At 40.8% G+C, this 24546-nt stretch carries 26 protein-coding genes; 17 read left to right on the top strand and 9 right to left on the bottom strand.

All coding sequences use genetic code 11. From position 1 onward, the window contains the following. The 14 genes from SOI76_RS15955 to ffp are packed head-to-tail and all read left to right on the top strand — an operon-like array spanning position 1 to position 13164. On the top strand, positions 1-741 hold the full coding sequence (locus tag SOI76_RS15955) for a glycosyltransferase family 2 protein (protein WP_104080359.1): 741 nt from the start codon (positions 1-3) through the stop codon (positions 739-741). Positions 742-743: 2 nt separating this feature from the next. Next, entirely contained in the window at positions 744-1670 is a 927-nt protein-coding gene (locus tag SOI76_RS15950) for an acyltransferase (protein WP_104080360.1), read from the top strand. 1 nt (position 1671) lies between these two features. Then, positions 1672-3207 carry an HAL/PAL/TAL family ammonia-lyase gene (locus SOI76_RS15945; protein ID WP_104080361.1) on the top strand — a complete coding sequence of 512 codons (1536 nt, stop codon included), beginning with the start codon at positions 1672-1674 and terminating at the stop codon, positions 3205-3207. Positions 3208-3216: 9 nt separating this feature from the next. Beyond that, complete coding sequence (locus SOI76_RS15940; protein WP_000542808.1) at positions 3217-3645, top strand: acyl-CoA thioesterase; 429 nt, start codon at positions 3217-3219, stop codon at positions 3643-3645. After that, a complete protein-coding gene (locus tag SOI76_RS15935) occupies positions 3645-4274 on the top strand; it encodes a LolA family protein (protein WP_104080362.1) in 630 nt (209 codons plus the stop codon). The genes SOI76_RS15940 and SOI76_RS15935 overlap by 1 nt, the downstream gene beginning before the upstream one ends. Then, on the top strand, positions 4249-6564 hold the full coding sequence (locus tag SOI76_RS15930; RefSeq protein ID WP_250621814.1) for an MMPL family transporter: 2316 nt from the start codon (positions 4249-4251) through the stop codon (positions 6562-6564). The genes SOI76_RS15935 and SOI76_RS15930 overlap by 26 nt, the downstream gene beginning before the upstream one ends. A gap of 29 nt (positions 6565-6593) precedes the next feature. Continuing rightward, on the top strand, positions 6594-7889 hold the full coding sequence (locus SOI76_RS15925; RefSeq protein WP_104080363.1) for an NAD(P)/FAD-dependent oxidoreductase: 1296 nt from the start codon (positions 6594-6596) through the stop codon (positions 7887-7889). A gap of 2 nt (positions 7890-7891) precedes the next feature. Beyond that, positions 7892-8437 carry a DUF3261 domain-containing protein gene (locus SOI76_RS15920; RefSeq protein WP_104080364.1) on the top strand — a complete coding sequence of 182 codons (546 nt, stop codon included), beginning with the start codon at positions 7892-7894 and terminating at the stop codon, positions 8435-8437. Next, the gene (oxsM, locus tag SOI76_RS15915) at positions 8434-9636 is read left to right on the top strand and encodes a beta-ketoacyl-[acyl-carrier-protein] synthase family protein (RefSeq protein ID WP_104080365.1); all 1203 of its coding nucleotides are present in this window, start codon (positions 8434-8436) and stop codon (positions 9634-9636) included. Before SOI76_RS15920 ends, oxsM begins: the two co-directional genes overlap by 4 nt. Further along, positions 9636-10061: a 3-hydroxylacyl-ACP dehydratase gene (locus SOI76_RS15910; protein ID WP_104080366.1), complete on the top strand. Its 426-nt coding sequence runs from the start codon at positions 9636-9638 to the stop codon at positions 10059-10061. The genes oxsM and SOI76_RS15910 overlap by 1 nt, the downstream gene beginning before the upstream one ends. A gap of 23 nt (positions 10062-10084) precedes the next feature. Continuing rightward, positions 10085-10810, top strand: a complete 726-nt coding sequence (fabG, locus tag SOI76_RS15905; protein ID WP_014208360.1) for a 3-ketoacyl-ACP reductase FabG2 — start codon at positions 10085-10087, stop codon at positions 10808-10810. Beyond that, positions 10810-12036 (top strand): beta-ketoacyl-ACP synthase, encoded by a 1227-nt coding sequence (gene fabF / locus SOI76_RS15900; RefSeq protein WP_104080367.1) that lies wholly within the window; start codon positions 10810-10812, stop codon positions 12034-12036. Before fabG ends, fabF begins: the two co-directional genes overlap by 1 nt. Before the next feature lie 11 nt (positions 12037-12047). Beyond that, positions 12048-12482 carry a hypothetical protein gene (locus tag SOI76_RS15895; protein WP_016144319.1) on the top strand — a complete coding sequence of 145 codons (435 nt, stop codon included), beginning with the start codon at positions 12048-12050 and terminating at the stop codon, positions 12480-12482. Between the two features lie 25 nt (positions 12483-12507). Further along, complete coding sequence (gene ffp / locus SOI76_RS15890) at positions 12508-13164, top strand: 4'-phosphopantetheinyl transferase family protein (protein ID WP_104080368.1); 657 nt, start codon at positions 12508-12510, stop codon at positions 13162-13164. Positions 13165-13234: 70 nt separating this feature from the next. Here the strand turns inward: ffp and secB are convergent, their stop codons facing one another. The 4 genes from secB to rsgA all read right to left on the bottom strand — a co-directional run bounded on the left by secB (position 13235) and on the right by rsgA (position 15566). Beyond that, entirely contained in the window at positions 13235-13693 is a 459-nt protein-coding gene (gene secB, locus SOI76_RS15885) for a protein-export chaperone SecB (RefSeq protein ID WP_002115005.1), read from the bottom strand. A gap of 27 nt (positions 13694-13720) precedes the next feature. Next, positions 13721-13978, bottom strand: a complete 258-nt coding sequence (gene grxC, locus SOI76_RS15880; RefSeq protein WP_002114715.1) for a glutaredoxin 3 — start codon at positions 13976-13978, stop codon at positions 13721-13723. Between the two features lie 11 nt (positions 13979-13989). Further along, the gene (gene yibN / locus SOI76_RS15875) at positions 13990-14406 is read right to left on the bottom strand and encodes a rhodanese-like domain-containing protein (protein ID WP_000443006.1); all 417 of its coding nucleotides are present in this window, start codon (positions 14404-14406) and stop codon (positions 13990-13992) included. Positions 14407-14504: 98 nt separating this feature from the next. Next, positions 14505-15566 carry a ribosome small subunit-dependent GTPase A gene (gene rsgA, locus SOI76_RS15870; RefSeq protein ID WP_104080369.1) on the bottom strand — a complete coding sequence of 354 codons (1062 nt, stop codon included), beginning with the start codon at positions 15564-15566 and terminating at the stop codon, positions 14505-14507. A 125-nt stretch (positions 15567-15691) separates the two neighbouring features. Here rsgA and orn point away from each other — a divergent pair, with 125 nt between their 5' ends. From orn to fabI, 3 genes are all read left to right on the top strand, one after another. Beyond that, entirely contained in the window at positions 15692-16258 is a 567-nt protein-coding gene (orn, locus tag SOI76_RS15865; protein WP_000099436.1) for an oligoribonuclease, read from the top strand. A gap of 154 nt (positions 16259-16412) precedes the next feature. Further along, positions 16413-17144, top strand: a complete 732-nt coding sequence (locus SOI76_RS15860; protein ID WP_004794670.1) for a Bax inhibitor-1/YccA family membrane protein — start codon at positions 16413-16415, stop codon at positions 17142-17144. Between the two features lie 137 nt (positions 17145-17281). Beyond that, positions 17282-18085 carry an enoyl-ACP reductase gene (gene fabI / locus SOI76_RS15855; RefSeq protein WP_031944198.1) on the top strand — a complete coding sequence of 268 codons (804 nt, stop codon included), beginning with the start codon at positions 17282-17284 and terminating at the stop codon, positions 18083-18085. 68 nt (positions 18086-18153) lie between these two features. Here fabI and cmeC read toward each other — a convergent pair whose 3' ends face one another. From cmeC to lptE, 5 genes are all read right to left on the bottom strand, one after another. Further along, complete coding sequence (gene cmeC / locus SOI76_RS15850) at positions 18154-19542, bottom strand: efflux transporter outer membrane subunit (protein ID WP_104080388.1); 1389 nt, start codon at positions 19540-19542, stop codon at positions 18154-18156. Between the two features lie 22 nt (positions 19543-19564). After that, the gene (gene macB, locus SOI76_RS15845) at positions 19565-21559 is read right to left on the bottom strand and encodes a MacB family efflux pump subunit (RefSeq protein ID WP_032054410.1); all 1995 of its coding nucleotides are present in this window, start codon (positions 21557-21559) and stop codon (positions 19565-19567) included. Between the two features lie 2 nt (positions 21560-21561). Then, entirely contained in the window at positions 21562-22899 is a 1338-nt protein-coding gene (macA, locus tag SOI76_RS15840) for a MacA family efflux pump subunit (RefSeq protein WP_104080370.1), read from the bottom strand. Between the two features lie 107 nt (positions 22900-23006). Further along, on the bottom strand, positions 23007-23996 hold the full coding sequence (holA, locus tag SOI76_RS15835) for a DNA polymerase III subunit delta (RefSeq protein WP_104080371.1): 990 nt from the start codon (positions 23994-23996) through the stop codon (positions 23007-23009). A gap of 18 nt (positions 23997-24014) precedes the next feature. After that, positions 24015-24524 (bottom strand): LPS assembly lipoprotein LptE, encoded by a 510-nt coding sequence (gene lptE / locus SOI76_RS15830; RefSeq protein WP_016142215.1) that lies wholly within the window; start codon positions 24522-24524, stop codon positions 24015-24017. Positions 24525-24546: the final 22 nt, after the last annotated feature.

The raw sequence follows: 24546 nt of genomic DNA, 5'->3' as shown, positions 1-24546 counted from the left end.
ATGCAGTCCAATTACGGCTTTGTTGTTCCGGTTTATAATCATCCACATTATTTAGCAGATTTGATTTCTTATCTGGACAGTCTTCATCTACCGATTGTGTTGGTCAATGATGGTAGTGATGATGCGTGTAGCCAAATTTTAAAAGCATTGGCCGAGCAATATTCCCAAATTCACTTAATTGAACATGAGGTGAATAAAGGTAAGGGACAAGCCGTAATGACTGGTTTACGTGCAGCTTATGAGCTTAGTTTAAGCCATGCATTACAAATCGATTCAGATGGACAGCACTGCTGGGATGACATTCCAAAATTTATTGAGCAGTCTCGACAACATCCAGATGCAATGGTGATTGGGCAGCCATACTTTGATGCCTCTATTCCTAAAAAGCGCTTATATGGCCGTTACATTACTCATTTTTGGGTGTGGTTAAATAGCTTATCTTTTGAAATTAAAGATAGCATGTGTGGTTTTCGCATATATCCGCTCGAGAGCACAATCAAGGTATTGAATAGTGCTAAATTTCAGCCACGTATGGGTTTTGATAGTGAAATTTTAGTACGTTTAAAATGGGAAAATACGCCTTTTATTAATGTACCAACACCTGTGGTTTATCCAGAGCAGGGTATTTCTCATTTTCATGCTTGGCGAGATAACTTAGGGCTAAGCAAAGCGCATGCAACTTTGTTTATGGGCATGCTGATTCGCTTACCGAAGCTATTAAAACAAAAGCTGCAAGGTTGACTATGACAGATTCAGCTTCACCAAAATGGAACGATATTAAAGAGCGAGGAGGAATGCTGCCCCTCATGCTGATGTTGTGGTTTTACCGTTTTGGTGGACGTTGGTTATGCAAGTTTGTGATGTATTTCGTCATTATGTGGTACTGGTTATTTGCTGCCGCAGCAAGACAAGCCTCCTTGCTTTATTTACAAAAACTGCATCATTTTGCTGGATCGCAGTCTCCCTTTAGCCATCAACCAAATTGGACAAATAGCTATGCGCATTTCATGCAATTTGGTGAATGTATTTTAGATAAGATTGAGGGCTGGCTAGGTAATATTCCCGAGCAGGAACTGCAAGTTTTTGGACATGAAAACTTCTCTCAGCATTATCAAAAAGGTGCTCTGATTATTGTCTCTCACTTTGGCAATATTGAATTGCTACGCGCCATTAAGTCAGAGCATCCGCAGAAAATTAATGTGCTGGTTTACCAAAAGCACGCGACAAAATTTAATGAGTTTTTGAAAAAAATAAATGATAAGGCGGATGTGTGTCTTTTATCAGTTGATGAGCTGGGTATTGAAACTGCCATGCTATTGCAAGACAAAATGCAGCAAGGTGAGTGGGTCATTGTGGCGGCAGACCGAGTGCCTGTGCAGTCAGATCGTGTACAGCATGTTGATTTTTTAGGGGAGTCAGCAGCGTTCCCACAAGGTGCATGGATTTTAGCAAATTTACTCAAAGTGCCTGTTATTGCAGTGTTTTGCTATCGGGTGCAGCAGCAGTTTCAAGTGCATATTCATTCAATTGCCGAGCAGATAAATTTACCTCGCGCTAACCGTATTGAAAGTATGCAAACCATCACTAAAACATACGTTGCCGTCCTAGAACAGCATTGTCTGCGTGCGCCTTATCAATGGTTTAATTTTTATAATTTTTGGACGAAATAACATGCGTGTGTTAACCGTAGGTGAACAGCCACTGAGTATTGAAGATATCGTTTCTGTAGCAAGAGGCGAATGTCAGGTTGCTTTACCAGAAACGTCTGAGTGGCGTGAACTGATTCAAAAAGGTGCTGATTTTCTTGATCAGCTCCTTGAAGAGGAAGGGGTGATCTACGGTGTGACTACGGGTTATGGCGACTCATGTTTAGTTGAAGTGCCATTACATCAGGTTAATGAGTTGCCGCTGCATCTTTCACGTTTTCATGGTTGTGGTTTGGGTGAAAACCTGGATCTCATCACAGCACGTGCAGTGGTTGTAACGCGTCTATGTTCATTGGCACGAGGCTATTCAGGTGTGTCGTTGGCATTACTTGAGCGTTTGGTTTGGTTGCTGAACGAAAATGTAACTCCAGTCATTCCCTCTGAAGGCTCGGTAGGGGCAAGTGGTGACTTAACGCCGTTGTCTTACATCGCGGGAACTTTAGTCGGTGAGCGTGATGTTTATGTCGATGGACAAATTGTTCCAGTTGCTCAGGTGTATGCTGAAAAAGGGTTACAGCCTTTAACGCTCAGACCTAAAGAAGGTTTGGCGCTTATGAACGGTACTGCGGTGATGACGGCAATTGCTTGTCTGAACTATAAAAAAGCAGAGCAAATTGCACTTGCTAGTACTTTAATTACTGCTCTAAATGTTTTGGCCTTGGAAGGTAATCCTAGTCATTTTGACGAAGTATTGTTTGCACAGAAACCTCATCCGGGACAGCAACAGATTGCCAAGCAATTACGTGACTGGCTGAACAGTGAAGTACAAACAGCACATCAAAGCCCACGTTTGCAAGACCGTTATTCGCTTCGTTGTGCACCGCATATTATTGGTGTATTTGAAGACTCAAAAGTATGGTTGCGTCAGTTTATTGAGAATGAGCTGAATTCAAGTAATGACAATCCACTGATTGATCCAGTCGGTATGCGTGTATTACATGGCGGTCATTTTTACGGTGGACACATTGCACAGGCAATGGATAGCTTAAAAATTATGATTGCTAATATTGCTGACTTGATGGACAGACAGATTGCACAGCTAGTCGACCATAAAATGAATCATGGTTTACCGCGTAATTTAACAGGTGCAACGGCTGAACGTTTGCCACTGAATCATGGTTTTAAAGCGGTACAAATCGGAGTATCAGCGTGGACAGCTGAAGCTTTGAAAAATACTTTAGCAGCTTCAATTTTTTCACGTTCAACCGAATGCCATAACCAAGACAAAGTCAGTATGGGGACCATTGCTGCGCGTGATGCGAGCCGTGTGATTACCTTGACACAGCAAGTCATTGCAGCACTTTGCTGCGCCAGTGTACAGGCGATTCATTTAAAAGGTTTAACGGCACAGTTAAGTCCAACATTGCAAACGTTTATGCAATGGACCTTACAAGGCTTTGCATTTGTCGAAGAAGACCGACCATTACAAACCGAATTACAACAGATTGTTGATCGTTTAGACCAACTTGAATTGTTTAATCAACCAGAATTTATGGGATAAGGTGAGCCAATGCATGCAGATGTAATCATTGAAATTCCATTTCATGATGTCGATACCATGAATGTGGTTTGGCATGGACATTATTTAAAATACTTTGAGATTGCGCGCTGCAAATTACTCGATCAATTTCATTACAACTATATGCAGATGAAAGAATCAGGCTATGCATGGCCTGTGATTGAAAGCCATGTTCGCTATGCATACGGTATTGAATTTGAACAAAAGATTCGGGTTCGTGCCATTTTAAAAGAATGGGAAAACCGCTTAAAAATTGATTATTTGATTTTTGATGCTGAGTCTGGGAAACGTTTAACCAAGGGTTATACCACACAGGTGGCTGTGAATATTGAAGCTCGTGAAATGTGTTTCCAGTCGCCTCAAGTATTGTTTGATCGCTTAAATGCATGGTCTGAGTTTCAACCGAAGAGGAATGCGTGATGTCTAAATTCATCAAAACTTTAGGTTTAGGTACTGCAATCTGGATGGGTAGTTTAAGTGCAGTCTATGCAGCGCCAGCACAGATCACTCAAATTTTTCAGCAATTGTCACAGTCTCCTACGGTTCGTGCTGATTTCGAACAGCAAAAAAAATTGCCATCGTTAAATAAAACTTTTGTATCGAACGGCTCTTTATTGTTCTCAAAATCTTATGGTGTAGCGTGGCAAATCAAACGACCTGTGCAAGCAGATTTGATCGTTACCCCAACCAAATTGGTACAGAAAACGCAGCGTACATTTAGCCAAATACAAGTTGATCAATCGCCATATAGTTCGGTCGCGACTTTATTCTTACAGCTCATGTCTGGTAATGAACAGGCTTTGGCAAAGAATTTTAATGTGGTAAGTGCGAATTATAGTCCAGTGGGTTGGAGCATGAGCTTAACTCCGAAAAGTAGCTTGTTTAAAAAGTTATTTGTGCGTGTTGATGCTCAAGGTCAACAGTACGTTAACCAAATCGTGATTACCGAGAAAGCGAATAATTTAACGACCATTCGCTTTAGTCACCAGACTTCTCAACCGACGACTCTAACGGCTGCTGAGCATGCGATTTTCCAACTGGCAAAATAAGTTCACCGCGCTTTGGTTAATTGCTCTGCTGCTGATCGCGGTGGGGCTTGGCGTAACGTGGCTGAATAAAGATATTCATATTCAGACCAATATTTTTGCGTTATTGCCTAAAGTTCAGCAAGACCCAAAACTTGCACGTACTCAGCAGTACATGAATGAGCAACTCAACAATAAAGTATTTGTGGTGGTAGATGCCAAAGATGAAGCTGCGATACAACAAGCGACTCATTTCTTAATAGCGCAGGCCAAGCAAAGCCAGTTGTGGCAACCGCTGAAACCACAACTTGATTTTGATCAATTTGCAAAACAGTTGTATCAACATCGCGCAGGCTTGTTGAGTACTCAAGATCAAGCCTTATTGCAAAAAAAGGACTATGCTGCGCTGACTGAACAAAGTCTGATGCAGATGATGAGTCCAGGTATGCCTGTCACTGCTGAGTCACTTAAGCAAGATCCGCTATTATTGTTCCCTCGTTATGCCATGCAGTTGGCAACCCCGTCACAGCAAGATATTGAAATGGAGCAGGGCTTTGCCACAATTCATCATGAGCAAGGCATTTCTCGGCTTTTCGTATTACAGCTAACGCAAAGTCCATACAATATTGATTACCAAGAACAGACCTCTACTTGGATTGAACAAACTAAGCAAAAGCTAGCGGCAATGGGATTAAAATCTCATTGGACTGGAACTATTTTATTTTCAAATTTTGGTACGCAATCGGCTAAACAGGAAATCTCAACCATTGGTGTTGGCTCAACATTAGGCTTAATTTTTCTGGTTTGGTTCGGCTTTCGCTCACTGCGACCTTTGGCAACCGAGTTTATTGCAGTTTCGACTGGAAGCTTTGTGGCGTTTGCGGTCACACATTGGGTGTTTGGTGAAATTCACCTGATGACATTGGTCTTTGGTGCAAGTCTGATTGGTGTCTGTGTCGACTTTTCATTTTATTTTATGGCGATGCAATCGCAGCATAGAAAGCTTGGTGGTTTTCAAATTTTAAAACCCCTATTACCAAGTTTGTTTATGGGCTTAATGACCACATTGGTTGCTTACATCTTTTTGAGTTTTACTCCGTTTCCTGGGTTCAAGCAGATTGCGGTCTTTTCAATTGTAGGATTAACTGCGGCGTGGATCAGTAGTGTACTGCTATTACCAAGATTACCTGCGCTCAATGCTCAGCCAGCAATAAAAGCTTTATCGTGGATTGGACAAGCACGCTTATGGTTTCAACAGCGTGCCAAAGTTCGTTATGGCTTGATTGCAGTCATTTTAGCAGTAGGTACTTCGAGTCTTTTCTATCTTAAAAGTAACGATGATATTCGTAATTTACAAGGTATGGACGCGAGCTTAAAACAGCAGGACCAAGCGGTTCGTAAGCAATTTGGCCAGCAGCAAAGTAGTGATTATTTTGTGGTGCGTGCAGCATCTGCAAATGAAATGCAGCAACAAGAGCAGCAACTGATAAGGCAATTACAACAGTTGCAAACAAACGGAAAAATCAGTGCATTTCAAGCTTTAGGTCAATGGATTCCACCATTGGCAGAGCAGCAAAATAATCTACAACTATTAAGAAATATTCCAAAAGCGACTTTGCAGCAATATGCACAAAGTATGGGCTTAAATGTCACTGACGTATTGCAATGGCAACAGCAACTGGCGACACAACCGTTATTAGATTTTTCTATATTTAAGGATCACCCTTTAGCTTTTTTACAACCTCAAGCCAACGAGCGATTAGTCATGGTGACAAGGGCAAAACAGCCTGAGGCATTAAAGCAGCTTCAGAATGATCACATACATTTTCAGCAACCGATTACCGAAATGTCGCAAATGTTTACTGAACATCGAGTGCAGGCTCAGCATCTTCTGATTTATGCCTTAATTGGTCTGGCGGTTGGTTTGGCGCTTATTTATGGACTAAGTTCGATTGTGCCTTTGGTCCTGCCAGTAAGTTTGGCATTACTGAGTACTTTTGCTGTTCAGGCATGGTTAGGTGTCGAAATTAACCTGTTTAGTATTATGGCGACTTTTCTGATTATAGGGATTGGTGTCGACTATGCAATTTTCTACCGACATGGACATGATCACCCACAAGTAGTTGGAATGGCGTTATTTTTATGTATGATGTCGACCTTACTCGGCTTCGGATTACTTTCATTTAGCCATACTTACGCAATTCACTGTTTTGGGTTAACGGTTTTATTCGGGGTTATTTTCTCGTTTATCTATGCGACTTTGTTAACGCCCGCAGATGAAAAACATATCGTGAATTTACAAGACCATTCATAATTTGAATAAATTAAAAAGGAAGTTGTGCTATGAGCACTATAGAAAAAATTGACGTCGTGATTATTGGGGCTGGGCCATCAGGTAGTTCTGCTGCTGCACTTCTTCGAAAAAAGGGCTATACCGTTACGGTCATTGAAAAACAGCATTTCCCTCGTTTTTCGATTGGTGAGTCATTGCTACCGCAGTCTATGGCATTTTTAGAAGAGGCTGGTTTATTAGAAACAGTCCGTGAGCATGTTGAACAATATGCTTTTCAATTTAAAAACGGGGCGGCTTTTTTACGTGGCAAACAGCGTAGCTTCTATGACTTTACAGAAAAATTTACGGATGGACCAGGAACGACTTGGCAAGTTCGCCGTGCAGATTTTGACAACTTACTAGCAAAACAGGCTCAAGCTTATGGTGCGGATATTCGCTTTGGGCATGAGGTTTTAGATGTTGATGTTGCATCTGAACAGCCTGTACTTACAGTAATTGATGAAGAACAACAGCGTTATCAGATTCAAACTAAATTCTTGTTAGATGCGAGTGGCTTTGGACGAATTTTGCCAAAGTTATTAGATCTAGAAAGTCCATCAAATTTTCCGGTAAGACGTGCGCTGTTTACCCATATTGAAGACGGAATTACAGATGACCCAGAGTTTGATCGTAATAAAATTTTAATTACTGTTCATGAAAAAGATCATCGTGCATGGTATTGGCTGATTCCATTTGCAGATGGACGAGCTTCTTTTGGTGTTGTTGCAGAACAAGATTTTTTTGACAAATACATGGTCGAAAATGCTTCGGATAATGAACCTGAAGCAATGTTCAAACGTATTTTGGCTGATGAGCTAAGCTTGTCACATGTATTGCGCCGTGCAAAGTTTGATACACCAGTGCGGACCTTGGTGGGCTACTCAGCGAATGTAAAACACTTGGCAGACCGCAATTATGCTCTATTAGGTAATGCGGGTGAGTTTCTTGATCCAGTCTTTTCCTCAGGTGTGACAATTGCTCTTAAATCTTCAAGTTTGGCGGTTCCTTTAGTTGAACGAGTTTTACAAGGTGTGCAAGTCGACTGGTTAGAAGAATATGAAAAACCATTACGCCGCGGTATTCAGGTATTTCGTGCCTATGTTGAGTCATGGTACGAAGGCGAGTTCCAAGATGTGGTGTTTTCGCAAAATCAGAATGAAGGCATTCGCCGTATGATTTCTTCACTGTTGGCGGGTTATGCGTGGGATGAACAAAACCCGATCCATAAAAATGCTAAACGTAGACTCAGCACTTTGGCAGAATATTGTCGTGAAGGCTTGACGCAAGAACAGGTACTTGAGGGATAACCATGCAACACAAATGGGCAACGATATTACTCAGTAGCTTGATATTTTTAAATGGTTGTCAGGTCATACCACATGCCAAAGGACTGCAAAGTCCACTATGGCAGGCTCAGACTTATCAAAGGCAAGATCAGGTTGAGGTTCAGTGGAAGCAGCAAAGTTTTAGCTTCTTGTTATATCAACAGCAAAAGGGTGCTGTACTGGATATGGTCGCTTTAAGCCTGACAGGCCAGCAATTATTTAAGTTACAGTTTGATGGGCATCGGGTTCATGTTGAACAGTGTATTGATCAAATGCGTTTATTGCCTTTTGAGTTTGTGGTGCGTGACCTTTTGTTTGCGACATACCCTCAATTTTCGCATTTAGGGCAGCAAGCTGTAGAGATGAAACAACAAGCAGACAAGCAGATTGTCTATATCGAAAAGCAGCCTGTGTTACAGCTTAAACAGGGACAAGGAAGCATTGAATTGATTAATGAACAAGTCCCTTATACCATGACGCTGAGTTCGATTGAGAACACCTTGCAGACAGAAGAAAGTTCTACGCCATGAAACATTTACCTTCAGCAAATGCAGCTCCAATGGCAGTAGGCATACAATTTAGTGTTGGTTTGTCAGCTTTAGGCAGTGAACTTAATCAAATCAAACAAGCATTACAACAGCCACAGCAAACTTTGAGTTTGCGAGATGATTTAATTGCTGATCGTGATGTTTGGGTGGGGCAATATACGCATCCATTATGTTCGAGCGTACCTGATGCTTTGCGCTATGTAGATTCACGTAATCTACGTTTTGCATTAACCGCATTATCTAAAATCGAAATAGAGTTAAAAGCTTATACCGCATCCTTTGAAAATAAACGTTTGGCCATTGTGGTGGGCACATCTACCTCTGGTATTGCAGATAATGAACTCTTACTTAAGCAATATTTTCAAGGAAAAACAGATCTATCGATATCACACTATCCTCAAGAAATGAGCTGTTTAGCGAAAGCATTACAGCAGTACTTAGGATGGGAAGGGCCTGCATATACGATTTCGACAGCTTGTTCTTCAAGCGCTAAAGCATTAGCCGCAGGGCAGCGATTACTTCACGCAGATTTAGCCGATGTTGTGCTGGTTGGTGGCGTTGATACCTTGTGTAAGTTGACCCTAAATGGATTTAATAGTCTAGAAAGTTTATCTGGACATATTTGCCAACCCTGCGGTGTAAACCGTGATGGTATTAATATTGGTGAAGCCGCTGCGTTTTTTGTACTAAGTAAAGAACAAGCACCTGTCATGTTAATGGGGGCGGGTGAGTCCATGGATGCATGGCACATTTCAGCCCCGCATCCTGAAGGTAAAGGTGCCGCTTTAGCTATGCAACGTGCATTAGATATGGCAAATATTTCCGCTCAAGAGGTGGGCTATATCAACTTGCATGGAACAGCAACTCCACAAAATGATGCGATGGAAATTAAGGCTGTAAGGCAAGTTTTTGGTGATTACCAAGTTGCTTTAAGTAGTACAAAACATAAAACTGGACATTGTCTTGGTGCAGCGGGTGCCATCGAAGCTTTTATTTGTGAGCAAGTTTTAAAAGATCAAAGTTGGTTGCCTTTACATCAAAGTGTTGAGATTGATCCAAATTTGGCTGACCAAAACTATGTGCAAAATGCCGAACTAAAACAGCCCATCCGCTATGTGATGAGTAATTCTTTCGCTTTTGGGGGAAGTAATATTAGTCTTGTTTTTGGAGTGAAGCCCTGATGAAACTAGATGCAATTCAATATATTCCTCATGAGCAACCGATGGTATTTATTGACCATTTAACGGATGTTGCTGAAGGGCGGGCACAAGCAGAACTCACGATTACACCAGAGCTCATGTTTTGTGAAGCGGAAGGATTGCCGACATGGGCAAGCATTGAAATTATGGCACAAACAATTAGTGCTTATTCAGGCTGGCAAGGTCAGCAGTCAAAACAAGCACCAAAAGTCGGTTTTTTATTGGGAACACGTAAATTAAATTTACCCATCCCTTATTTCTCCTTAGGTTCACGATTGATCATCCAAATAGAGCAACAATATTTTTATGAAGGACTTGGGCAATTTTCCTGTGAAATTCAATATGCTGAGCACTGCATTCAGGCAACGTTAAGTGTATTTGAACCTACAGAAACACCATTTGAATAACCACAAAGAATTAGGAATACATTGTGACAAGACGAATTTTAGTAACGGGTTCAAGCCGAGGAATTGGGAAAGCGATTGCATTACAGCTGGCAAAGGCTGGTTTTGATGTAACTGTACATGCACGTTCTCGTCAGGCAGAGGCTGAGCAAGTCGTACAAGAGATTCAAGCCTTAGGTCAAAATAGCCATTATTTAATGTTTGATGTAAATGAGCGCCAGACGGTTCAACAAATTCTAGAACAAGACGTAGAGCAGCATGGCGCTTTTTATGGGGTTGTATTAAATGCAGGTCTTACTCATGATGGTGCTTTTCCTGCGTTAACAGATCAAGATTGGGATGAAGTAATTTCGACTTCCTTAGACGGTTTCTATAATGTTTTAAAACCACTTATCATGCCAATGATTCACTTACGCAAAGGTGGCCGTATTGTCACTTTATCTTCTGTGTCTGGAATTATGGGTAATCGTGGACAGGTCAACTACAGTGCTGCAAAAGCAGGTCTAATTGGTGCGACCAAGGCTTTGGCACTCGAATTGGCGAAGCGAAAAATTACTGTGAACTGTGTAGCCCCTGGACTGATCGAAACCGAAATGGTGACAGATGAAGTCAAAGAACATGCACTTAAAATGATTCCGTTGCAACGCATGGGGCAGGTCGATGAAGTGGCGAGCGTAGTGAAATTCTTGTGTTCAGATGAAGCCTCTTATGTAACCCGACAGGTGATCTCTGTAAATGGAGGACTCATCTGATGAAACGTGTAGTTGTGACAGGAATGGCAGGAATTACCTCTTTGGGTGAAACTGCCGATGATATCTTTACGCGATTTGAAGCTGCTAAAAGTGGCATTCGCTACATGCCGGAGTGGGAGCAATATGTTGACCTTCGGACCAAGCTTGCTGGGCCTGTTGAAACATTTCATGTTCCAAAACATTTTAACCGTAAGGTTACCCGTGGTATGGGGCGTGTAGCACTCATGTCTGTGGTTTGTGCCGAAACTGCGTTACAAAATGCTGGTTTGCTTGGACATGAAATTTTGTCTAGCGGCGAAGCGGGTGTTGCCTTTGGGTCTTCTGCGGGTAGCGTAGATGCTGTGGGTGAGTTTGCAAGTATGTTGCTTCACCAGAGCATGAGTAAGATTAATGCCACCACTTATATTCGCATGATGGCCCACACCAGTGCGGTGAACATGACCGTATATTTTGGCCTAAAAGGATTAACTTTACCTACCTCAAGCGCATGTACCTCTGGTTCCATGGCAATTGGGCAAGCGTATGAAGCAATCAAATATGGCAAACAACAGGTCATGATTGCGGGTGGTGCCGAGGAACTCAGTGCGGCAGGGGCAGCAGTTTTTGATGTATTGTTCGCGACCAGTGGCATGAATGATCAACCTGAAAAAACACCACGTCCATTTGATGCTAAACGAGATGGATTGGTGATTGGTGAAGGCGCAGGCTGTTTAATTCTCGAAGAATATGAACATGCCAAAGCCCGAGGTGCTCATATTTATGCAGAAGTGATTGGTTATGGTAGCAATACCGATGGTCAACATGTCACTCGTCCTGAATCAGAAATGATGGGGCGTTGTATGGAGTTAGCACTTAAAGATGCATCTGTAGAAGCTAAAGATATTGCTTATGTAAATGCACATGGTACTTCAACTGATCAGGGGGATGTGGCGGAGAGCCAAGCCACTGCAAAAGTTTTAGGCTATAAACCAATTAGCTCTTTAAAGAGTTATTTTGGACATACGCTGGGGGCGTGTGGGGCTATTGAAGCTTGGTTAAGCATCGAAATGATGAATCGTGGCCGTTTTATTCCAACTTTAAATCTAGATGAAATCGACCCACTATGTGGTGAACTAGATTATATCGTTCAGCAGCCGAGAAATTTGGATGCTGACATTATTATGAGCAATAACTTTGCTTTTGGCGGAATTAATACTTCGCTTATTTTTAAACTTGTTAAACAATAAGGAACACAACAATGTTAAATAAAAAACTTTTATTTGTAGCAATGCTAAGTGCGGGTTTTACTGCCACTGTTCAGGCTGGAGATGAAGTACATCAATTAAATTTTAAAGAAGCTGTAGACCGTGCAGTTGCCGATGGGACTCTGGATGGTTCTGTAAAGTTTTATTTAAAGGGGACAAAGTCTGGTGGTAAAGTTATTCAAAAAGATGCTGTGACCAATAAAAAGACCAATGGTTTTGGTAAGTCGGCAGCAACGTCTTGTGACTGGGTTTTACGTTCAGCACTGATCCAAATGCAAAACAATGCTAAAGCACAAGGGGCAAACGCCGTTACCAATATTGTGAGCTATTTTAAAGCCAATGAAACAACGAGTACGACAACTTACGATTGCTATAAAGGCACCATGATGGCGGGTGTGGCATTAAAAGGCGACGTGGTTAAATTCTAATTAATTATTTAGTAAGGTTGAGATAATGTCTAAGCGCAAAATTGAAGTCTATACGCAGGCATTATCTCAGCTTCTTTTAAAGTCTAAACAAGATTTTCCCGACTTCCGTACATTTAATTATTATAAAAAACAACAAATACAGAGTGTCAGAAATAGACTAATCGCAGAGAAACTACAACTCAATTCAACGGAATTGGAGTTTGCCAAGCATGAACATGGTAAACCTTATTTGTTAAATCATACTTTGCATTTTAATCACTCACATAGCCAACAATTCTACGCTTTAGCCATGAGTGAACATGTTAAAGATATTGGTGTAGATGTTGAGGAACTTGATCGAAATGTACGCTTAGATGCATTAGCAAAACATGCTTTTCATCCCGATGAATATGCAATGTGGCTAAGTTTGGACCAAGATAGAGAATATTGGTTCAAAGTCTGGACCATTAAAGAAGCGGTTTTAAAAGCCTCAGGACTAGGCATACGTTTAGATTTAAATACGTTAAATACTCAGGCACATCCTACTGATCATGGTGGAGTCTGTTCTCATCCACTTAATGGGACATTTGCTTATCAGAATTTTATTGTTGGCAATATGATATTAACCGTGGCATGGCGTTCAGAGTTATCTTGCCGTGGTTTTCAGTTTCCATCTATTCAGCTTCACTCACTTGATCATTAATAATATAAATAACAAATATAAAAAAACCGCGTATTACGCGGTTTTTTATTAAAAGGGAAAGCTTAAAATATTAAGCTTGACCTTCAACAGCAGCAGCTTGAGCACGTTGCATGTTAGCTTCGAACTCTGCATCAAAGTTGATTGGAGTAAGAAGTAACTGTGGGAAGCTACCTTTAGTTACTAAATCATTTACAGCTTCACGTAAGAACGGGAACAAAATATTTGGGCAGTATGCGCCTAAAATATAAGGTAAACGCTCTTCTTCAATGTTGTCGATCAAGAAAATACCTGATTGAGTTACATCTACAATGAACGCTGTTTCGTTGTCGTTATCGGCTTGTACCACAACTTTTAGAGAAACTTCAAAGTGAGTTGGGTCAATCTTTTCTGCAGCAGAAGAAAGATTGATATTAAGTTCAGGTTGCCATTGTTTAGTAAAAACCTGCGCCCCAGGAACCTCAAAAGAAATATCTTTTGTATAAATACGCTCTAAAGCTAATTGTGGTTGAACTTGTTGTTCTTCGCTCATTGTTTTTTCCTTAATATGGATGCGATGTTAAGCCAATAATTCGTCGAGTTTACCTTCACGCTCTAAAGCATAAAGTTGGTCAAAACCACCAATAAACTGATCGTTAATGAAAATTTGTGGGACAGTACGATGATTTGTGCGTTGCATTAATTCAACACGTACTTCGGGTGCTTCAACAGAAAGATTTACTTCTTTATAAGCAACACCTTTACGCTCAAGTAACTGTTTAGCACGAACGCAATACGGGCATACAGAAGTTGAGTAAACAATGACGTTTGCAGCCATGATAATTCTCCTTAAGCTTTTGGTTTGCTTTTAACAAGAGGTAAGCCTTGTGCTTTCCAGTTACTGATACCACCATCAAGACGATAGCTATCGTGGTGAGCAACTTTTTGCAAAGCACTTCCAGCAACTTGCCCCAAGTTGCAAATAAATACCAATGGACGGTCACTTGCTTTTAATTCGTCAGCATGACTTGCGATTTGGCTATACGGAATATTGCGACTGCCACTAATGTGACCTTCGCGGAAATCTTTGCTATCGCGTAAGTCAATCAAAAGAGCATTTTTCGCTTTCACTAAAATACCAAGCGACTGTGGAGAAATTTTACGACCATTACGTTGACCTTCAAAAATGAAGAACAACACGATCAAGACTCCGAGCGTACCAAACAAAATGGGGTGATTCCCCATAAACTCTAACCAGCGTTCCACAAGTCACCTAAAAAAATTAAAAAACAAAATTGACCTAGAGTATAGCGTATATAGATGGTGATCAAAATCACCACTTCAAGGGCAAATAGGGCAGAAAATCAGTTTTTTTGCTGTGCTTCTTGAATCTCGTCGATTAAACGCAAAAAGCTATCAAGACGTCGTGGCAAAATTTCACCCGCTTCAACGGCCTGTTTAAGCCCACAATTCTTTTCATGAGTATGTGTGCAATTACGGAATTGGCAAGATCCTAAATGTGCTGCAATGTCTGGAAAGCCCATACGAATTTTTTCTAAATCGAGATGCCAAAGCCCAAACTCACGAATTCCCGGAGAATCAATTAAGGCACCATTTTTACCGAAGTTGATTAAGCGCGTAGAGGTTGTCGTGTGTTGTCCAAGTGCAGAATTTTCAGAAATAACATTAGTTTTTTGCTCTGCATCTGGAATGAGCACATTAATTAAAGAGCTTTTTCCTACGCCTGATTGCCCTACAAATGCTACGGTTTCACCATCTAAACGCTCAGATAAAGCAGAGATGTCTCCCTTCTTGGACTGACAAATCATCACTTCATAACCCAAGGTTTTATATTCTTCTAATAGTGTGAGAATTGGGTCATTTTCAGTGAGTAAATCAGACTTATTGAGGACCAAAAGAGCAGGAATGTTAGCGTCTGCACAAGCAACTAAATATCGATCAATTAACGTTGGAGCTGGTTCAGGAAGCGGTGAAAATACAATCACAATCAAACTGATATTTGCTGCCACTGGTTTAACTTTGTGATAGCGGTCAGGGCGGGTAAGTAAAGATGTACGTGGATGAATGGCTGTAATAATGCCTAAACCCGTATTTGGGTCTGCCTGCCATTTAACACGATCACCAGTTACAAGTAACTCAAGATTAGTTCGAGTATGGCAACGCCAAACACTATTAAGCTCGATCGGCTTCCAGAATGGTTCTGGTTCTCCTTCGGCAACTTGTGGTTTTTCTGGGTGATGCTCAGGTACAGAGAGAGCTTGTACTTCAAGTTGACGGCCATAATGTTGTACAACGAGTCCGTCTAGATCATGTGAAGTATCGATCTCTTCTTGGCGAGTTTTATGCTGTTTTTCAATACGACGTTGCTGCTGTTCAGTTAAACGACGCTTACGAATTAAAGCCATTCATATCCCAAAAAAACCATTGTTTGAAGACCGCAAAAATAGCATGAAGCAGCTATAGAATTACAGCGCGGAAGCAAGAAATTTGCTACTATTGATGTTTTTACGGCATTTTAGAACGTACATTCATGAGCAGTACTTTAAATACACGATTAATTTGGATTGATCTGGAAATGACCGGATTAGATACCGATAATGACCAAATTATTGAAATCGCAACAATTATTACAGATGATCATTTAAATGTACTTGCCGAAGGTCCAGTTTTGGCTATTCATCAACCTGATCGTATTTTAAATGCAATGGATGAATGGAACACTCGTCAACATGGGCAGTCTGGTCTGATTGAACGAGTTCGTCGTAGTAAGTTAACAGCCCGTGATGCTGAGTTACAAACTTTAGAATTCCTAAAAAAATGGGTAAATCCAAAAGTTTCACCAATGTGCGGTAACTCAATCTGTCAGGATCGCCGTTTCTTACACCGTCTTATGCCTGAACTTGAGCAGTATTTCCATTATCGTAATCTTGATGTATCTACGGTAAAAGAGCTTTCAAAACGCTGGCGCCCTGAAATTATGAGTGGCTTGAAAAAGAATGCATCACATTTGGCAATGGATGATATTCGTGACTCAATTTCAGAGTTGAAATATTACCGCGAATATTTCTTTATCATGAATACTGATGGTAAAGATTAATAATGTTTTAGATTTGATATGAAAGGGAGGCTATTGCCTCCTTTTTTATTGCATAAAGGACATTGTTACAATAATGCCGATTGCTTAATTTGGCTTTCATATTCATTTTGCTTAAAATGATGTTTTAAATTTTTATTATAAAAAGAGAGCATTTATGCAAAGTAATAACCCGATACTGACGCGTGTTGAAACGGTCAGTGACTATAGTCAACCGATGACTGTGCAAGGTGCGATTCAAAAATCTGTTATGTTGACGGTCATTGCAGCTGCGGTGGGTGTCGCTTTATTTTTCTATGCAGCCTTTACTGCAAATGTTGGTATTGCTTACGCGGCTTCAATTGTGGGTGCAATTGGTGGCTTGGTTTTAGCTTTAATTACAACGTTTAAACCAACGACCGCGCCAACATTAGCAATTCCGTATGCCTTATTTGAAGGGGCTTTTTTAGGTGGTATTTCGTTTACTTTCCAGTTGAAATACCCAGGTGTTCCACTTCAGGCTTTATTAGCGACCTTTGTCACCACCTTGGTGATGTTTGGTCTATATAAATTCCAAATTATCCGCGCTACTGAAAAGTTCAAGTCAGTTGTAATCTCTGCATCTTTAGCGATATTTATTGTATTTATTGTGCAGATGGTCATGCGTTTAGCATTTGGTTCAAGCGTTCCTTATATTTTTGAAAGTAACTGGTTAGGTATTGGTTTTGCTGCATTTGTAGCGGTAATCGCTTCACTTAATCTGATTTTAGATTTTGATTTAATTGAAACCAACGCAGCGTATCGTGCACCAAAATTCATGGAATGGTTGTGTGGTATTGCGCTACTTGCAACTTTAGTATGGATGTATATTTCTTTCTTACGCTTACTTGGCTTATTGTCTGACGACTAAGATTGAATTCATCTAGAAGTCGCTCCTCATCAGGAGCGATTTTTTTTCGTGCGATTTTTGAAAAAAGATGCATTATGCAATTTCGAAAACCGCCGAATATTGGCATTATGCTTGAAATTGTTTTGAGTGAGATCGGCATGACACAAGGACTTTTAGCAGGTAAGCGCTTTTTGATTGCAGGCGTTGCTAGTAAATTATCAATTGCTTTTGGTATTGCCCAAGCATTACACCGTGAAGGTGCAGAGCTTGCGTTTACTTATCCAAACGAAAAATTAAAAAAACGTGTGGATGAATTTGCTGAGCAATTCGGTTCTAAGCTTGTGTTTCCATGTGATGTTGCTGTTGATGCTGAAATTGATAATGCATTTGCAGAACTTGCAAAACATTGGGATGGTGTAGACGGTGTTGTACATTCAATTGGCTTTGCACCTGCACATACACTTGACGGTGACTTCACTGACGTGACTGACCGTGAAGGTTTTAAAGTTGCTCATGACATCAGTGCATACAGCTTTGTTGCAATGGCACGTGCTGCAAAACCTCTATTACAAGCTCGTCAAGGTTGTTTATTAACTTTGACTTACCAAGGTTCTGAACGCGTTATGCCTAACTACAACGTAATGGGTATGGCAAAAGCTTCTTTAGAAGCTGGTGTTCGCTATTTAGCATCAAGCTTAGGTGTTGATGGTATTCGCGTAAATGCGATTTCTGCGGGTCCAATCCGTACTTTAGCTGCTTCTGGTATTAAATCTTTCCGTAAAATGTTAGATGCCAATGAAAAAGTTGCGCCGTTAAAGCGTAATGTAACTATTGAAGAAGTAGGTAACGCAGCATTATTCCTATGCTCACCTTGGGCTTCGGGTATTACTGGTGAAATTCTATATGTAGATGCTGGTTTCAATACTGTAGGTATGAGCCAATCTATGATGGATGACGAATAAGTTTTAAAATTTATTCAGCTATAAAAAAGCCGTAGTTGAAGGACTACGGCTTTTTTAATTGGTACAAGTTATTGCGGCAGTTCTTTTACAGGGGAACCACCTAAAGCTTGCATGAGGGTGACATACGCGTTGTATTGGCTTTGCTTGGTTTCAACGAGGCTTAAGCGAGCAGTACGTGTGGTTTGTTGTGCATCGAGAAGAGTCTTTAATGCAACAGCACCATAACGGTAGCGGACTTCAGTTAAACGTTCGGTTTTTTCTGCAAGTTCAACATTACGTTCTTGTAATGCTACTTGTTTGTCGAGTTCTGTACGACTCGATAAAGCATTTTCGACATCAGCAAAAGCCTGATATAGCGTTTGACGATATTGAATAATCGCTTTTTCATAATCTAGATTGCTAATCGCGATATCTTTTTTCATATCGTTATATTGCAAAAACGGTAAGCTTAAACTTGCACCAAGCGTCAGGGCAGGGTTGCGTAACAACTCCGTTAACGATGTGCTGCTTGAGCCTAAACTACTGGTTAAGCTAATTGATGGGTAGTAGCTTGCTTTGGTTGCATCTTTAGTTGCTAATGCTTTTCTTAAGCGGAGCTCACTTGCTTGCAAATCAGGCCGGCGCGATAAAATATCGGCAGGTAAACCAGCACCAATCACAGGTAGAGCAGTGCGTGGTAAACGCTTTGGCTCTTGAATGTTTAGTTGCTGTAATGGCTCATGCAATAACACTGCAATGGCTGTGCGTGTTTCAACCAGTTGTTGTTCAATCTGGCTTAAGCTTGCTTTTTGGCTTTGCACCGATTGTTCTGCTTGAGTCAGATCTACACCTGAAACGGCACCAGCTTTATATTGAATCTGAACCAAGTCATAAAGCTTTTGAGAGGTCGCTAGGCTTTGCTGAGCAGTCGCATAACGTTCATTTAAATAACCCAGTTGCCAATAGAGTTTGGCAGTGGTTGCAATTAAACTTTGTCCAGTAGCTTGTAAATCTTGTTCAGTTGCTAAAGCTTCCCATTTACTTGCTTCGGTTTGGCGTGCAAGCTTGCCAAATAAATCAAGCTCATAGCTTACTCCAGCGCTCATTGAAAGACCTTTAGCGCTGTCATCTCCCGAATTTAAATCGAAAGAATGTCCTGTAGAAACACTAGAACTGGTTCGTAAGCCTTGTTTGTTTGCAGTTAGATCAGCTTGTAGACGAGCTTGCTTTAAGGCAATACCTGCAACTGCTAAATCACTGTTACGCTCTAATACATTGCTTACGAGCTGATTAAGCTGCGCATCGTTAAAAAGCATCCACCAACGGTCAGAGTATTGATCGGCAGACATAGCTTTTGCTGTGTCATATTGAAAACTACCTGGAACTTGTACCGCAGGTGTTTCATAAGGGGTTTTTACTACAGCTGCGCATCCTACAAGAGAACTCGTGAGGAGAAGTGCTGTGCTGAGTTTAGTCATAGAGAAAGACATGCAATTTTCCTTATTCTCGAGATAGTGCGGCAACAGGGTCAAGTTTTGCGGCATTCTTGGCTGGTAAGAAACCAAAAACGACACCAATCAGTGTTGAACAGACAAAGGCTGCAATAATTGATGTGCTTGAATAAGCTACGCTAAAGTTACCTCCAGCAAATTTATTAATAAGTTGCCCAAGGCCAAGCGACAATAAGACGCCAAGCACACCACCAATTAAACACACTAAAATTGCTTCAATCAGGAATTGTTGCAAAATATCACTTTGACGAGCACCTACGGCCATACGTACACCAATTTCTTGAGTACGTTCAGTTACCGAAACCAACATAATATTCATTACCCCGATACCACCGACGACCAAAGAAATTACGGCAATTGCTGAAACCAGAAGCGTCATTGTGCTGGTTGTTTTCTCAATGGTTTGACGGATACTGTCACTGTTCATGGTGAAAATATCTTGTGCACCATGTCGCTGGGTTAATAAGTTAACGATGGCATTTTCTGCGGCAGCAGTTGAATATTTATCATTAATACGAACCACGATATTACGGACATTCGATTGACCCAACATACGGCTCATTACGGTTGTATAAGGCATATAGACATTTAGAGTGTCATCTGAGCCCATACCGCTTGTTTGCGGTTCTACCACACCAATAATACGCGCAGGTACACTACCGAGCAGTACCACTTGACCAATTGGGTTGGTACCGTCACTAAAGAATTGTTTTTGAGTATTGGTATCAATGACTACATCTTGTGAGCGGTCACGAACACTACGTTGGTCAAAAGTTTGCCCATCTTTAAAGACTAAACCTTTTACGTCGAAATAATCGTTACTCACACCATTAATGGTCGCATTTGCTTCATTTTGTTGGTAACGCATAGTTTTGGATGTACTGACCATTGGACTGACCGCACTGACATAAGGCTGAGTCATTAACGCATCAGCATCGGCAGGAACCAAAGTCTTAAAACTTGCAGTTTTGGAGTTGTCACCAAAACCACGGCCCTGAAATACCGTAATTGTATTTGTTCCGAGACTACTAATATTGCTTAAAATTTGCTGTTGAGAGCCTTTACCTAGAGCGACCACCGTAACAACAGATGCAATACCAATAATGATCCCCAGCATGGTTAAAAAAGTACGCATGCGGTGGGCATTCATAGACAGTAAAGCCATTTGGAAGGCTTCAGATAAACGGTCTAAAGTAGAACGCCATGCAGAAATACTTTTGCCTTTCTTCTGTTTACCTTGTAAAGCAGGAGCGGCATCAGGATCAGATTTGATCGGTTCGGCTGCATGATCTGGAACGTTAGGACGGTCACTAATAATTTCTCCGTCACTAATCTCGATAATACGAGTCGCATTTTTTGCAACTTGCATATCATGAGTGACTAAAATAATAGTGTGACCTGCGGCATTGAGTTCACGCAAAATACGCATCACCTCAACACCACTATGAGAGTCGAGTGCCCCCGTCGGTTCATCTGCCAGAATGACGTCACCGCCATTCATGAGCGCACGGGCAATAGAAACACGTTGCTGCTGACCACCAGAAAGTTGGCTTGGCCTATTGAGTGTTTTCGTGCCCAATCCTAATTCGGTCAGTAGAGCCGTTGCGCGTTGTTTACGCTCAGAAGGGGTAACCCCTGCATAAACAGCGGGAACTTCAACGTTACCTTCAGCAGATAAGTCACCAAGTAAATGGTAGCGCTGGAAAATAAAACCAAAATATTCACGGCGAAGTCGAGCGAGCTGATCGGGCTCAAGTTTACCCGTTTCTTGCCCATTAACCTTATAACTACCACTCGTAGGTCGGTCCAAACAACCCAAAATATTCATGAGGGTCGATTTACCAGAACCAGACTGGCCGACAATGGCAACCAGTTCACCTTCATAGATGGTTAGGTCTATGCCTTTTAAAATTTGTATTGTGCTTTCGCCAGCAGGGAATTCCCGGACCAGATTGCTGACTTCAAGCAATGCTTGTTTTGTCATGCTTACATTCCCATTGGGCCACGGCGACGGTTATTACCACTATTTGCAGAAGCAGCAGAAGTATCTGAACTATCTGCAATTACAACTTGGTCACCTTGTTTTAATCCAGCAAGAACTTGCGCATTTACACGGTTATTAATACCCACCAAAATTTGAGTCGGTTTGGTTGTACCATCTGCTTGTAAAATACGTACTACGTTTAGCGTTGCTTTACCTTGTTCAACCAGTTGTTTTTGTTCAGCAGTTAAATTTAAGCGTTCTAAACGAGCACCATTACCTTGATGTTTGCGTTCTGTACTTGGGGTAGAACTTGCTTTCTCAGATGACTGACCTGATTTTCTTTGACCAGAAAATTGTTTACTACTTAAAGCAGAAGATGGAACCAATAAAGCATTTTTAGCTGAGTTTAATACGATATAAACTTGTGCAGTCATATCAATACGCAATTTACCATCGGTATTTGGCACATCGAATAAAGCATTATAGTAGACAGCCGAACTGGTCGTTGAACTTGTATTACTTGTTGATTCGCTCGAAATTGAGTCAGGAGCTGGTTCAATTTGACGTAAAGTTGCATAGCGCTTGGTTTCATCACCTAAAGTTGTAAAGTAAACCTGTTGTCCTTTTTCAACTTTCATAATGTCAGCTTCACTGACTTGCGCCTTAATCGTCATGTTTTGTAATTTTGCAATTTTGACAATTGTTGGCGCGCTTTGGTTCGCGTTTACGGTTTGACCTTCTTCAGTCACAATCGCGACAACCGTACCATCAGTTGGAGCAACAATACGTGTATAACCAATATTGGTTTGCGCGGTAGATTTTGTCACTTTGGCAGATTCAATTTGTGCATCTAATGCTTTAATTTGCGCCTGAGCTGTTTTATAGCTTGCCTCAGCCGATTCTAAATCTGCACGCGGCGTTGCATCTTGTGCATACATTTGTTGTTGACGGCGGTACTCAAGTTGTTTTTCATTTAATGAAGCAACTTGTTGAAGACGTTGTGCTTCTAAATTTTTAATATTCGCATCAGAAGTTTTTAAGCTGTTTTCTTGGGTTGTTGAGTCAATTTGTGCAATAAGTTGACCTTGCTTAACCTGATCGCCCAACTGTACATACATCTTTTTAACCTGACCAGATACCTGCGCACCCACACTAATGAGTTTGGTTGCATCAAGTGTACCTGTCGCAAGTACATTATTTTCAATATCCCCACGTGTCACTTCAGCAGTAATATATTGAGGCTGCTGCTGTTTAGGTTTTAAAAACTTCCAAGCTAATACAGCAATAATTGCTATACAGACGATGATAATAACGAGTTTGATTGGCTTTATTTTTGGCATGGTGAGAGGTCGAAAAGTTTAAAATTTAATTTAGTATAAAAGCGAAATGAGGATAAAACGTGAATTTTTATGATAATTCAAGAATGAAGAAAAATGATTCCGCCGAATTATTGTATAAATAGCGTTTTCCCACATAATTCAGCAATCGCCTGCTGCATCAAATGTTGGGCATTTTCGTTCGACATACCTTTAATTGCTGCATCAACTTGCAATAGAAGGGTAGACCATCCTAAAAATTGTTGAGGATTTAATCTTCTTAATGCTTGTTGATATAAACTGACTTTAGTTTTCCAGATGCCAAGTTGTAATGCATTATGAGGCTGCTCAAATAATTGCATCAATAAACGCATTTCTTTACTTAAAGTCCATAAAATCAGACTTTCTGGTTCGCCAGCAGCAATTAAATATTGAAAAATTTTAATGGATTGAGCGAGATTACCTTCTAATAGCGCGTCGCTTAAATCGTAAGTGGTGTAACGAGATTGATCTTGTAAACAAGCATATAACTGTTCAATTTGAATCAGTTGTTGGTCTGGAAAAGTGTCTCTTACACGCATCAAGCTATTTTTAGCTGCAAGCAAATTGTGCTCATGATGTTGCATGAGCCAGTGCCAAGCGTCATTGTCGAGTTGAATTTCAAGTTTTTCTGCTTCAGCAGATAAAATTCTTTGACGGTCTTGCGGATAGTTCGCTGTTAGGGCAACGACAACACCATTTGCTTCCACAACTTGGAAAAAAGCAGACTTTAAACTACTACTATCTTGCTTAGGTAAAACAATTAAAAGTAGGTTAGTTTCATTATGCTGAATATAACTTTTAAGTTGTTTTAATCCATTTGCATCAGGTTTTATATTGCCATGTACTTCAATGGCGAGCTGCTGAGAAAATAAAGATAAGCTGTTAAGTGCATTAAAAACATTTTTCCAGTCGCTCACGCTACTAATATCGTAGCGTTGTCTTTCAACTTCTTGTTGTTGCCAACTTTTACGAAAAGCATCTAATAAATTTTGTTCCAGCAAAGGTTCTTGGCCGTGTAAAATCCACGCACCCCGTGCTTCCGGAATGCGTTTTAAGGCTTGTAAATAGTCAATTTTCATTGCTGGTAAAAATAAAGATTAAGGCTGAGCTTTTGGTAAACGGTTTGCTGAAATCTGACGAGTAATTTGCTGTGCAATGTCATCAATCACAATACGTTGTAAATAAGATTCTTGCTGATTTTCGGTATTAACCGTTGCAAGATCATATTGATAACTACGAGATGCAGTTAACGAACGTGGTTCTGTAATTTTATTACCCTGACGGTCTTCAATCTGGAAGGTTACAGTTAAACGTAATAATACTTCCGTTAATTTTCCGTTTAAAAGCTGACGACGTGGACTGTACTCTAAAACACGGAGTACGTAGGCATCGTTATCATTGCTGAGTTGAACACCATTTGCAGCTAAATATACTTTTAACTGCGTTTCCAAGTCATCAGTTTTTGCTGGTAACTCAAGGCTTAATTTTTTATAAACAAGCGGAGTTGCAGTCGGGTTGCTTCCTTTTAAATGAAAGCCACACCCGACTAAGCCTGCACTAAGGCCTAAGGTCAAAACAACAGCGGCTAAACGTTTGGCAAAGTGCATGCTTGATCCTCTCATTAATAAC

Origin of the sequence: Acinetobacter pittii, assembly GCF_034064985.1 — a bacterium.
GTDB classification, from domain to species: Bacteria; Pseudomonadota; Gammaproteobacteria; order Pseudomonadales; family Moraxellaceae; genus Acinetobacter; species Acinetobacter pittii_H.
This window is presented reverse-complemented; position numbering and strand designations above follow the sequence as displayed.